We start from the raw sequence: 11863 nt of genomic DNA, 5'->3' as shown, positions 1-11863 counted from the left end.
GTATGAAACATCGAGAGGCCCGCATTTTGCGGGCCTCTTTCACCGACGTTATTATGCGATCGGGAGTGCTGAATAGGGGAGCAAGCGGATATAGGCGAAGGAATACGTTAATGACCTCTGCGGGACTCACCGATAGGAGACGGTGCCCAGCTTTGGGGGCCAAACTGCAACCGACGTGCTTCGCTCTTGGGGAAAAGCGTCCAATTCACGTGTGCGTACGCTTCCTCAAGGTCGGTGCAAATTCTGCTTAAGATACTCCCGGCTTTATTTGTCGAGCCATCAGTCGCGACCTTAAGTGGACGCTTTCCCGATAACGCCAATCTCCGCTCGTCTTCCAGCCAATCAAGCGTGAGCTGCTCGAAGACAAAGGCTTTGCCGAACTCGTCGGACTGGACTGACTTGGAGCGCGCCAAGACCCAGAAGGTTTCGGGGACCGTCGAACGAGCCTTGGAATGCAGCTCAAGCTGTGAGTAAGGCACGCGGGGCAAGGTCGTGGCATACGTTGCCGCACGTTCTATGAGACCGGTGTTGTCGAAACTTAATTCCGCGCCCGGCTCGCTTGGGAGTTCGGTGATGACCCAAACTCTCTTCGAATTGCGATCCCGAATTTGCGTGAACCCGTAGCGGATGAAGGTGGTTTTGACGGAAAAGGGACGGGCTTCGTTGTGCCAGGGAACGACCAGGATCTTGAATGGAAGTTCATCCTGACCAGCCCAAGGTTCGAGTCCGATCGCGATCTCCGTCGTATTGCCGCGCATCGTCATGAAGCGTACGCCGGCACTTTCGAGAGCTTCCGAAATGGCGCCGATCACTTGGCGCCGGCTTGGTGAGAGAAAATTTCTACGAGGAATGATCGTCCGGAAATCGGTAGAGCCCTCTTCCATGCGGCGGACGGTGCCCACTCCGATGCCCGCAGCGAACGCCAAATTGCGCTGTTCCCAGCCTAACAGGGCCCGGGCGGCGGCGATCTCCGTGGAGGTGAGCGGCATCATGGCCTTACTTTACTCAGCAAAATGGGTGCTTAGCAACAAATTGGTTGACATTTAAATATGTTCTGTCAAATAAATGCTAAGCATCAATTTATCGGTGAAAAGAGATAAAATGTCCACGCCTCTTCAAAACTGGATCACGGACTCTCTGAATGACCCTGAGTTGGCGCGCGTCATGACGTTTGACGCGGCCAAGGCGCTCTGGCGCCAGGATTTGACCGCCCCGTTGCCAGCGAGCAAGCGGACGCGACAGGGGGTCGGGTCGGCTTACCTGGCGCTACGGCTACGCCTGCGCCAATCCGCGCCGGAGATCGACCGCATCGTCGGCCGCCAGGCCCATCAACTCCAGGCCATGCTGTTCTGCCTGAAGCGTCCGGATGTCGCCCGCCGCGTGGCGGAGCGGCGCCATCTGATCGAGATGCTGGACGCTGCCGGGCACATGGTCTCGCCGGAGGTGTTCATGGTGGCCCCGGACGAGGTGTGTCTGATCGTCACCAACATGCTTTTCGGGTACCGGGAGGACATTCCTTCCAGCGCTTATCCGGTCGTCGATAGAAAAAGGGCCGAAGAGCTCGCGGTGCTTGCCGAAAAGGCCCGCGCCCAATGGTCGGAACGTGTGCGCCTGCTTCCGGTGCTCTGTTTCCTGTCGCCGGCACAGCTCGAAATCCTCCGCCGCGAAGAGGCTTTCGATCCGGCGCTCGCCTGGACTCTTTTGAAATGGAGTTCCGCCTGGGCCCGATCGGGCCTGCCAAGCCGGCTATACGACATCGGATGCCACCGCGAGGTCGTGGAGAGCATGCTGAGGATCGTGAAGGTAGCGCCCGCCCCGAAGGAAAGGGCGCCGTTGCCACGCTTCCTGCAGCGGGTCGGCGACCTGGGATTGTCCCGGCGGAAGTCCGAGCGTCAGAAGCCGCGGCCGCCGAGCAGAACGCATTGCAGCTTTTCTATCCTGTCCGCCCGCCGTCCCGCCGGCTTGACCAATCAAATCTTGGGCGGCGGAAGCAGCCTCCTTAACGATCTGACGGATGAGCCGACGGCACGGTTGTTCGAGCCCATGCACTGCGTGATCCGCTTCGCGCTCGAGGCATTCCCCGGGTTTGAGGCTTGGTTGATGCGGGAGGTCGATGAAGGTCGCGGCTACGTTCTTGCGCTCTGCTTCCACTTGGCCGCTCAGGCCCTTGAAGAGGGCCGCACGGGCTTGACGGTGTTTGCACCAGCGGAAATACCCCCTTTGCGCACGTATCAGCGCCACGCCCCTGGGTGGTGGGCCTTCTTTGAGAATTTGCAGGCGTGGGACCGGGAGAAAATTCTGTCGGAGGTCGCGGGTTCGGTGGTGGCGCGCGGCGAGATCCGGGCGCTCCATAAATTGACCGCGGACCTGACCGGCCCCTGGCCCGACGACACGACCCTGGGCCGTCTGTTCGAGGTCATCCGGGCGGCGAACAAGGGCAAGACCGTCCGCCACCTGGAAAGCCTCAATCGGGCCCAGGTCAAGGCGTTGCTGGAGCTTCCCGATGCCATCTGCCGCGCGAACGTCGTACGGCTGATAGTCGAGGGAGATTCAAGCGCGGCCGAGAGCCCCGTGCGAAGAACGCTCTGGCTCACGCGCCTCTCACCCTCGGCGGACGTCCGCAGGCTCGCCGGCGCCCTCCGGCATGTCCACACACGGGAAAGCCTGGAAGGCGTCCTCCTCGCATGGGCCGAAAAACTTCGGTTCCCGCCGCCGCCGTTTAAGCCGGCGACGGAAAACCTGCTGCCTCTGGACACACCGAAAGCCATGATCCGCGAGGCGCGTCTGCAGCGGAACTGCTTGGCCCACTTGATCGACGATGTGTTGAACGGTCACGCCTATTTCTACCGGTTTGATGATGTGCACGGGACGCGTTGGACCCTTCGGTTCGGTCCCGCCCGCTCGGCCGCGGGAGGGATCACCCATTGGTCCCTCGACCGCGCGGAACGAGAGGGCAGCGTGGCCGCGACGCCCGACGAGTTCGCCGCGATAGCGGCGGCGGTCCGCGGTCATATGGGGCGGCGGGGTGGGTCGGCTTGATCGTGCCTCTCCCTGATTCCTCCCAACGCGCGCCTTTCATTGAAATTCCAAACCTTGATACCCCCTCCGGTTGTGTTGGTCAGAAATCAGACGAATGCGGTCAATCCGCAAGGCGGTCCCGGCGCAACGCCATGCGGGCCGCTTTTCTTGAGGGGGTTTGGTTCATGCGCTTCAAAAATGTTGCCGTATTGGGCGCCGTTGCCGTTGGCCTTATGTCGGCGCCCGTTATGGCGGGCGACAAACCGGCCGTGTCCGCGATCAACGGCAAGGTCGAAGCCATCGGCGGTGAGTTGAACGATTCCCAGCTCTGGGCCGCCGCCGGCAGCGTCGCCGTGCCGATCAGCGGCCAGTTCGGCGCCCAGGTCGATGGTATTCTCGCCGACTACAGCGCTTCCGACACCTACGGCATCGGCCTGCATGGTTTCTGGCGCGATCCGGAAATCGGCCTCGCCGGCATCGTTGTGTCCCATACGGACATCGGCGGCACGGACATCAATCGCTATGCCGCCGAGGGCGAATACTATCTGAATAACCTGACCTTCGCCGGCACCGCCGGTTATCAATCCGGCGATAGCCTGGAAACAGGCTTCGGCGCCGCCGATATCCGCTGGTACGCGACCGACGACCTGATGGTCGAGGTCGGCGCCTCGACGATCTCCCAGGCCCGCGTCGGTCATATCGGCGTCGAATGGAAAGCACCGGTCCGGTTCGCCGGGGTCAGCCTGTTCGCGGACGGCGCGATTGGAACAGACAGCTACGATCATGTGATCGGCGGCATCCGCATCTACTTCGGCGGTGGCGACAAGAGCCTGAAGCGCCGCCATCGCGAGGATGATCCGATCAATAGCCTTGTTACGGGCGTCGCTAGCGCGGTATCGGGAACGGCAGGCGCTTCTTCGACAAGCAGCGGAACATTGGGGTCTAGCTGCGTGCCTGGTCCCGGAGCGCCTTGCTAGGCTGATACGGCTCCTCGCACCAGGAGAAGAAGGCCGAGGCGACAGTTTCGGCCTTTTGTATTCCGCGACGCTTCATGATCGGAGAGCCCCGGCGCCCGCCACTCGGTTCTCGGTTAGTCGGCCGCGTCCGCCCCCTTGACCCTGGCCGCCAGGGCCGCCGCCATGAACTCGTCGAGGTCGCCGTCGAGCACCGCCTGGGTGTTCGACGTCTCCACGTTGGTGCGCAGGTCCTTGACCATCTGGTAGGGCTGCAGGACGTAGGAGCGGATCTGGTGGCCCCAGCCGGTTCGCGATCAGCGGAAAAAAAACCACCCGTGGGCGGCCCCGTGTAATTGGCCGCATATGTCTTCGTTCAACGACATTTTGGATTGTCAGCGTTCGTTTTCATCTGTAATATGTCGCCGTATGACGACATTCGAAAGGATGAACCGATGTTGATACGCACCGCGCGCGACCTGGGCGCCGTAATCCGCGACCACCGGCGGCGGCTGGGCCTGGGTCAGCAGGCCCTGGCCGACCGTATCGGCGTCAGCCGCCAATGGGTGGTGGAGGTGGAAAAGGGCAAGCCGCGGGCCGAGGTCGGCCTGATCCTGCGCGCGCTGGATGCGCTGGGTGTCACCCTGGTCCTGGGCGGGGGGATTTCAGGGGCCGACGACCAAGACGGCGCCGCCACCGACATCGACGCCATCGTCGATGGCGCCCGGGGGGCGCGCTGATGGACTCCGAACTGGTCGCCCTGATGAATGGCCGACGGATCGGCGAAGTCCGCAGCAACCAGCGGGGCCGGCTGTCCTTCGTCTATGATGAGCCCTGGCGGCAGGGAAAGAACGCCTATCCCCTGTCGCTTTCCATGCCGCTCGCCGCCGCCGAACACGGCCACAACGTGATCGAGGCCTTCCTCTGGGGGCTGCTGCCGGATAACGACCGGGTGCTCGACCGCTGGGCGCGCTGGTTCCAGGTCTCGGCGCGGAACGCCTTCGCGCTGCTGTCCCATGTGGGAGAGGATTGCGCCGGCGCGGTCCAGTTCGTGCCGCCGGCGCGCGTCGATGCCTGTACCAATGCCGCACCGGAGCCCGTGACCTGGCTGTCGGAAGGCGAGGTGGCCGACCGTCTCAGGGCGCTGCGCGAGGATCATGCCGCCTGGCGCGCCCCCCGCGACACGGGGCAGTTCAGCCTGGCCGGGGCGCAGCCCAAGACGGCGCTGCTGTTCGACGGCGGGCGCTGGGGCATTCCCTCGGGCCGCACGCCGACGACGCACATCCTGAAGCCGCCCACGGGAGAATTCGACGGCCATGCGGAGAACGAGCATTTTTGTCTGAAACTGGCGCGGCGTCTGGGCCTGCCCACGGCATCGACGCGGGTGACGCGGTTCGGCAACGAGACGGCGATTGTCGTCGAGCGTTACGACCGTCGGCGCCAGGACGGCGATATCCTCCGCGTCCATCAGGAAGACATGTGTCAGGCCCTGGCCGTTCCGCCCACGCGGAAGTACGAGAACGAAGGCGGCCCCGGCGCGGCGGAGATCGTCGACCTGCTGCGCGCCGTTTCCGGTGCGCGCGAGACGGATGTCGCAACCTTCGTCGACGCGCTGATCCTCAACTGGCTGATCGCCGGCACGGACGCGCATGCCAAGAACTATTCCATCCTCATCGGTGCCGGCGGGCGGGCGCGCCTGGCCCCGCTTTACGACGTCGCCAGCGCGCTTCCCTATGACGACATGGATCAAAAGCGGTTGAAGCTCGCCATGCGCGTCGATGGCGAATACCGCCTTCGCGACATCGCCGCGCGGGATTGGAGGCGTCTTGCCGACCGTCTGGGGATTCCGGCGGACGGCGTGCTGGAACGCATCGGCGACCTTGCCGGCCAACTGCCCGATGCCGCCGCGGCGGTGCGGGACGAGATTGCCCAAGAAGGTTTGGCCCACGGCATCATCGACCGGCTGGCGGAACGCATGGCGGCGCGCGCGACCGAATGCGGCCGGATCGCCGCGCGGACCTGACCGCGCCGGCCCGGTGCCGCGCGCGCCATTGAAATACCAGGCATTGATACCCCCCCGGTTGTACTAGCCTTCGTCCCGACGACCCGGGGTTCCCCCGCGGTAAGGACCAAACCAACGGACGGGGGGACTGCCGCCCATGAATTGGACGAAAACCGTGTGCGTGGGCATCGCCTTCGCGGCGCTGGTGGTGGGCGCGGGCCCTATCCATGCCGGGGACCGGTTCCAGAGCCTCGAAACCAAAACTATCCCGTTCGCCGAGGCCTTGGCGCTGACCACGAACCACAAGATCGGCGCCGCCTTTGCCTGGCCCTCGGCCAACATCTCCTATGACGTGGTGGTCGATTTCGCGGGCGGGCCCGATTACGAGGACGCTTCGGGCACCGGCGACCGGCCGCAGGTGTCTCCCGGGGAACTGGAAGCCATGATGCGCTTCGCCCGCAACCCGTAGGACGACGACGCCACGGCGATCCTGAAGGACGGCGCGGTGATCGGCATCGCAGTGCCGCGCAGCACGGGCTTCGTCGATTTCGACACGGTGAAGAACAGCTACACCTTAGAGGGCAGCGCCGAGGGCGGCGGCGGTGGCGGTGGCGGCGGCGGAGGTGGCTCCGGCGGGTCTGGCGGCTCCGGATCGGGAGGTGCCGGCGGCGACGGCGGTGGCAAGTAGCCCGAGCCTAACATTGCTCAATATGCGGGGCTGCGGGCGGGGGTCTTCTGTCCTCCGCCCGCAGTTCGCGATTACATCTCCATGCCGCGCGACCTGCGCTGCTGCTGGATGGGCTTGCGTTGCGCCTGTTGCTGGGGCGGGGCCAACTTGGCCTGCAGGTCCTTGATCTGGACATGGGCGGCGGCGAGGGCCGGACCGCGGCCGCCATCACCGCTGCCGGTGCCGGTGTCTGATTTCGCCGATGCGGTTGCCCCGCCGATGCGCCGCGTGATCTCGGTGGCGAGCGCGTTCAGTCCGTCCTCGAGCTGGCGCAGGTCGTACTGCATTTCGTAATAGACCCTTTGGCGGAAGGCGGCGATCGCGGTGTTGCCGTGAAGGCGGACGAGTACGTCCGGTGCCAGGTCCTCGAGGTGAATGCGGTTTTCCGGTTTGATCTGGGCCGTCGGCATCATGACGATGAACGAATTTTCCGTGATGGACATGGTCGGGTTCCTTTCCTTGGTTTGGGGGGTTAAGCGGGCAGGGAGACGTCGCCGCCCTGGTCGCGGGGGTTGTCGGGGGTAAGGCCGAGGGAGTTCAGCATGCGGAGCGACTCAAGCGCCCATTGCAGGAAATCGACCTGCGCGCCGGCGGCCTCGAAGGGATTGAGTCCGAACTTCTTTTCCATGTCGGATGGGTCCATTTCGGCGACGTCCGCCATGTTGAGGTAAAGCCGTTCGATGAACGGCCAGAGGGCGCTGGTGCATTTCCGGAGGCGGCCGATCCGAAGACCGTGCTCCTCCTTCATGCGCTGCAGGCGGGTGAAGTCCTCGTTGGTGCCGTAGGTGTCGAAGCCGCCGAACGCTTCGTTCAGTAGCAGGACACGGCGGGTGATTTGCAGGTTTCCGCCCTCCGAAATGGACCGCTCGAGCAGGTGCAGGGCATCCTCGAGGGCCTGCGCCTGGGCCTGGGTCGGAACGACAAGGGTGACGGGCGGCGCCTTCCGTTGCGCCAGGACGGACCCGGCATTGCGTGCGGCCGCCCAGGCGAAGATGGAATCGATGACATTGGCACCCACGTCGATGACCGCGCCGCCATTCAGAAGCTCCTTCCCCACCGCATCCCAGTGGGCGAGCATCGCCTTGGAATCGGACCGCAGGGATTTTTCGTCCGGCGAGACGCGAATTTCGCGGACGCGTTTGCAGAACTTTCCGAACTTGGACTTGCTTCCCTCGCCGATACTGTCGATGGCGATCCGCCGGGGCTCGAGCCCGCCGACCTCCATCCCCCAGATCATCAACTGTGCGGCGACGGTCTTGCCTTGGCCGCCGGTACGGTTGGCGACGATGATGGCCTCACTCATGGTCTTGTTTCCTTTCATGTGTTTGGGTCAGTCGATGAGGTCCGCCAGCCCACGCGGGCGAGGGCGGTCGTTGGATTGATGGATCGGCTCGGCTCTGGACATCGTCTCGGTCTCCTTTGCTTCGGTTGATGGCGGTGTGGTGATCGGTTTGGGCGTTCCGACGTGGGTGCCGCGGAAATCCAGTTTCGGCCTTGTCGAGGCGATGAGGGAGCGGAGCTGGCCCGCCGTCACGGGTTTGCCGTTTGGCCAGCGCAACCCCTCGGCGAGAAGGATCTCGGCGACCTGGCGCCAGCCCCCCGCTACGCCGCGCAGCTCGATGAGCGCGTCCCGGTTCAGCCGCACGAACTTCCCCACCGACGTTCTGATCGCGGTCTCCCGTTCGGCTTCTGCCGCCGCGACGGCGGCCCGATGCAGGCGCTCGATAAGTGACGCGGTCATGCGGCGCCTCGTTTATCTGGCGCGGGACGGAGGACTGCATCGAATGCATTCGATGCGGTCCTCGTTGCGAAAGGCGCTGTGGCTTCCGCTGCGAAAACTGCTGCGGTCCGCGCTTCGGCGCATGCTGCGAACTTCGCTGCGCAGCGCTGACGGAAAGGTGACCAGGGACATGCACCGTAACGTCGGACAATTCCGCGCTTGATCGGAAGGATGGCCGGCGGCATGTCAAAGCTCCATCCCGCGCGACTTCACGCGCTGCCGGCGGCGTTTCTTGCGGATCTCCCGGGGGGCATGTTGGGGCGGTTCCGGCTGTGCCGGAGCCAGAGTTCTGTCCGCATCGTTCTCTCGTGTCGACGAGGTTTCGGCGTTCTGTTCTTGTGGCTGGGGAATATCCATGTCTCGGGAAAGAGTGAGGTCGATCTCCTGCCGCACCTGAAGCGCTACCGCCTTGAGGCGTTCGCGCAGGCAATGCTGGGGGACGGACTTTCCGGTTTCGGGCGAGGGCAGGGCGATGACGGCATGAAGGTGCTGCGCCTTGTCGCGTCCGTGACCGGCGCCATGGAAAACGGCGAGTGCGATGCGGTCCTCGGCGCCGATGGCGCGCATGGCGCGGGTAAGGGTCGTGAGACAATCTTGCCGGGACTGCGCCGGACCGCATCGTTCGGCATGATCGGGAGCGGGCGAAATGACGAGATGGAGTGCTCGGTTCTTGAGGCCAGGACGAGAGTTGGCGCAGGCGGTAACGACCGCCATTGCGTCGGGCAGGGGGATGTCGCCGACGCCCGTGAGCCCCGCGTTCAGAAGATATGCCTGGCCCGCGACTTCGTCGGCGCGGTCAAGGTAACGTCCGCTGCGCGTGAAGTAGGCCAGGACGCGGCCCACGGTGCCGAGGCGGCGTTCACGAATGATCATCGTCGCGTCCTTGGCTGGTGTTCAGGATATGGAGGATCAGATCGTTCGAAGGCGGCGTCTGAACGACGGACGTCAGGCCGGGATCGGTCGGTTGGACGGGAAGGGGATTGTCTCCGGCCTTCGGTGTGGCGCCTGCCCTGACGAGTGTCAGCGCGGTTCGGCACAGCAGCCGAAGATCGTCTTCCACCGCCGGCGGCAGGGAAGGGGAATGTTCGGCGAGCAGCCCGTGGACGGCGCGGAGAAGGACCACGGCGTGCAGCAAGGGCGAGCAACGCGTTCCGCTCGATCCCGGGGCGCCGGCGCGGCCCCGTCGGGTCCGCGCCGGCATGATGCCGCTGAGCAAGTATTCCGCCGCGCCGGAGTGAGTCAGCCCGTGTCGCCGGGCGGCGTCATCAACTCGGGCGAGCGCCCGCGGGCTGAGCCGAAAGCTGACTTTCGTCCGCATGGTCTCAGCCCGACGTCGAGGTACGCATGCACTTGGCCCGGAACCGTTTCAGCTCCGACAGGAGATAATAGACCTTGCGCCCGATCTTCAAATAACGGGGTCCATCGGACCATCGGACCCGCCAAGTCGCGAGCGTCGACGGCGCCTGCCCCAGATACGCGGCCGCTTCTTTTGTCGTCAGAAGCGGGTCGTCATCGTAGGTGGGTAGGATGACGGGAAGGTTGTCGTGTTCGAAATCGTCCATGTCGGCCTCCGTTTGTTGACGATGGCAGGAGCATGGGCGGTGATGTCAGAGTGCGCGTAGATGGAAGAGTCAGAAAAAGGATAACTATCAGAAAATAAAGAAAATTATAGCCTCTTCTGCACTGGGAAATCTTTGCGCGTAACTAGGTGTTTTTGGTTTTTCAATCGAATAGTTTCTTCGAATGCCAGTCGAAGCCATTCGCGCAGTGTTGAAGGATTGATATCCTCGCGATGTGCTTTATGGATGTAGTCTGCGAGCGCACTCGCGTTGCGTTTCCAAGTCGGATCGGATTTGGCCAATGGGACGAGGGCTTTGCCGAGGGATTTTGCGAAGTGCCTGCGTTCCCCTGACAGGTCTGTCTTGTCGATGATATTCAGAATTCGTGGAGATACGCGTCGATCGATGACTGCGTTTCTCGCGCCATTACATTGTCTTCTTCTATTGTGATGCCAAGACCACGACAGCCTTGGGTTAGCTTCAATTTCAGAGAGCATCTTGGGTTCCTCGCCATAGACCTCTTTGACCCATCGGGAAAAATCATTCTTATCTATGCGGAGGGCGTTAAGGAAGGAGAGTAAGCTTTCGCGGTTGCGAACTTGCGCCAAGATGGCAGCACAGATGTCGTATGCTTCTTCAGGTGCTAGTGCGTTCAGATCGCCAATCTGCATCTTGTAGAAGCCGAGTGGTTTTGGAAGCGTCCGGCATGCAGACAACCAATCGAACAGAGTTCTGCGAGTAACTGCATGCAACATATGAAAGAGCGGACTTGAAGGGCTCTTGCGCCCGGAGAAGTGCCTATGATTGGCAGCAACTGTTAGGTCGAACATATCAATACCAATGAAGTCAGGGCCGTCTTCATGATCGAAGTATCCCGACAATACAGAGCCGAAAAACCTAGCGATGGTATCGTCAAACGACGCGTACCGACCTTCGGCGAACCGCTTTAGAAGCGGAAAAACGGATAGGGAGGTGTGTCTGGATCGGCGGCGCGGCTTCGGTTGATTATTCCAAGTGTTTTGGGGCGTGTCGGTCATCGGTTTATCCTTGGGTGCGTCAAGCTATCAAGGAAAAATTTAACAAAATAGATGCTTAGCATCAAATAATATTTTTTATCTAAACATTCGACACCTTACCTCGGCGGCCACCGAGCCAAACGTCGCCTGCCTTCGATCATTGATTTTTCCCCTCGAACCCAAAAGTTTGAGTTTGATGACTCATACCCTGCTCCGCGTTGTCCGGGATTGCTGGCGTTGGAGCCAGAGATTGCAAGGCCCATCCCTCCGCCCCAAAGGAACAAGTCCAAGATTGCCGGGCATATCTGGAGAATGAGGGCTCGCGCTTACCTTGCTTACTCGGCCAAATTCGCTCATCGGTCGTCGTTCCTGATCCCCTCTGCATGACCAAATTTCTCACGCTTCCGGTCCATCATAAGGAACTAGGCAGCGTATGATTTTGGGCCCCTAATCGAAGGCTGCTTCGCCAAATCCTTGGCGCGATTCCTGGAAAGGGCGTTCTTAATGAAAGTTTTGAAATAGAGTTTGGGCAATACGGAAAATCAATCTAAATCGTGTCGAAGAAATTATGTGATGAAAGCCCACTTTTCTTAGAACGAGAATGCGCACGTGCATTCATATGAGGCCATGTTTGTCCAACCATGTCGGGGGCTACGACTTTGTCATAGACCTGACACATGACAGCAAGCCATTCCGAATGCTGACGGCGATTGATGAATATACCCGTTGGTGGATGGCGATTCACGTGGAAGGGAAACTCAAGAGCGGCAAAGTCTTGTATCGCCTGACAGCAAGTTACTTGTCTCCG

The 11863-nt window shown here is 62.1% G+C and carries 14 protein-coding genes and 1 pseudogene; 6 read left to right on the top strand and 9 right to left on the bottom strand.

Translation table 11 applies throughout. The features are described from left to right. Window positions 1–107: 107 nt before the first annotated feature. On the bottom strand, window positions 108–992 hold the full coding sequence (locus ABJZ52_RS07035; RefSeq protein ID WP_348487711.1) for a hypothetical protein: 885 nt from the start codon (window positions 990–992) through the stop codon (window positions 108–110). Window positions 993–1101: 109 nt separating this feature from the next. On the opposite strand from ABJZ52_RS07035, the gene ABJZ52_RS07030 reads away from it, so the two are divergent. Both ABJZ52_RS07030 and ABJZ52_RS07025 read left to right on the top strand, forming a co-directional pair. Then, window positions 1102–3039 (top strand): hypothetical protein, encoded by a 1938-nt coding sequence (locus ABJZ52_RS07030; protein ID WP_348487710.1) that lies wholly within the window; start codon window positions 1102–1104, stop codon window positions 3037–3039. 164 nt (window positions 3040–3203) lie between these two features. Next, a complete protein-coding gene (locus ABJZ52_RS07025; protein ID WP_348487709.1) occupies window positions 3204–3995 on the top strand; it encodes a hypothetical protein in 792 nt (263 codons plus the stop codon). A 113-nt stretch (window positions 3996–4108) separates the two neighbouring features. On the opposite strand, the pseudogene prfB reads toward ABJZ52_RS07025, so the two are convergent. Next, window positions 4109–4279: pseudogene (gene prfB, locus ABJZ52_RS07020) on the bottom strand (peptide chain release factor 2); the annotation flags it as partial. 48 nt (window positions 4280–4327) lie between these two features. Here prfB and ABJZ52_RS07015 point away from each other — a divergent pair. From ABJZ52_RS07015 to ABJZ52_RS07000, 4 genes are all read left to right on the top strand, one after another. Beyond that, a complete protein-coding gene (locus ABJZ52_RS07015; protein WP_348487708.1) occupies window positions 4328–4711 on the top strand; it encodes a helix-turn-helix transcriptional regulator in 384 nt (127 codons plus the stop codon). After that, entirely contained in the window at window positions 4711–5994 is a 1284-nt protein-coding gene (locus ABJZ52_RS07010; protein ID WP_348487707.1) for a type II toxin-antitoxin system HipA family toxin, read from the top strand. Before ABJZ52_RS07015 ends, ABJZ52_RS07010 begins: the two co-directional genes overlap by 1 nt. A 136-nt stretch (window positions 5995–6130) precedes the next feature. Further along, window positions 6131–6442 carry a hypothetical protein gene (locus tag ABJZ52_RS07005; protein ID WP_348487706.1) on the top strand — a complete coding sequence of 104 codons (312 nt, stop codon included), beginning with the start codon at window positions 6131–6133 and terminating at the stop codon, window positions 6440–6442. A gap of 51 nt (window positions 6443–6493) precedes the next feature. Further along, window positions 6494–6661 (top strand): hypothetical protein, encoded by a 168-nt coding sequence (locus ABJZ52_RS07000; RefSeq protein ID WP_348487705.1) that lies wholly within the window; start codon window positions 6494–6496, stop codon window positions 6659–6661. A gap of 71 nt (window positions 6662–6732) precedes the next feature. On the opposite strand, the gene ABJZ52_RS06995 is transcribed toward ABJZ52_RS07000, so the two are convergent. The 7 genes from ABJZ52_RS06995 to ABJZ52_RS06965 all read right to left on the bottom strand — a co-directional run bounded on the left by ABJZ52_RS06995 (window position 6733) and on the right by ABJZ52_RS06965 (window position 11076). After that, window positions 6733–7143, bottom strand: coding sequence for a hypothetical protein (locus ABJZ52_RS06995; protein ID WP_348487704.1), 411 nt, complete (start codon window positions 7141–7143; stop codon window positions 6733–6735). Between the two features lie 29 nt (window positions 7144–7172). After that, entirely contained in the window at window positions 7173–8003 is an 831-nt protein-coding gene (locus ABJZ52_RS06990; protein ID WP_348487703.1) for a hypothetical protein, read from the bottom strand. Window positions 8004–8030: 27 nt separating this feature from the next. Next, window positions 8031–8441 (bottom strand): hypothetical protein, encoded by a 411-nt coding sequence (locus ABJZ52_RS06985; RefSeq protein ID WP_348322464.1) that lies wholly within the window; start codon window positions 8439–8441, stop codon window positions 8031–8033. A gap of 225 nt (window positions 8442–8666) precedes the next feature. Beyond that, the gene (locus ABJZ52_RS06980; protein ID WP_348322465.1) at window positions 8667–9353 is read right to left on the bottom strand and encodes a hypothetical protein; all 687 of its coding nucleotides are present in this window, start codon (window positions 9351–9353) and stop codon (window positions 8667–8669) included. Beyond that, window positions 9340–9798 (bottom strand): hypothetical protein, encoded by a 459-nt coding sequence (locus ABJZ52_RS06975; RefSeq protein WP_348322466.1) that lies wholly within the window; start codon window positions 9796–9798, stop codon window positions 9340–9342. The genes ABJZ52_RS06980 and ABJZ52_RS06975 overlap by 14 nt, the downstream gene beginning before the upstream one ends. Window positions 9799–9802: 4 nt before the next feature. After that, the gene (locus ABJZ52_RS06970; protein ID WP_348322467.1) at window positions 9803–10042 is read right to left on the bottom strand and encodes a helix-turn-helix domain-containing protein; all 240 of its coding nucleotides are present in this window, start codon (window positions 10040–10042) and stop codon (window positions 9803–9805) included. Between the two features lie 104 nt (window positions 10043–10146). Then, a complete protein-coding gene (locus ABJZ52_RS06965; RefSeq protein ID WP_348322468.1) occupies window positions 10147–11076 on the bottom strand; it encodes a hypothetical protein in 930 nt (309 codons plus the stop codon). Window positions 11077–11863 lie beyond the last annotated feature (787 nt).

The sequence above is a fragment of the Roseibium sp. genome (genome assembly GCF_039982295.1).
Classification (GTDB): domain Bacteria; phylum Pseudomonadota; class Alphaproteobacteria; order Rhizobiales; family Stappiaceae; genus Roseibium.
This window is presented reverse-complemented; position numbering and strand designations above follow the sequence as displayed.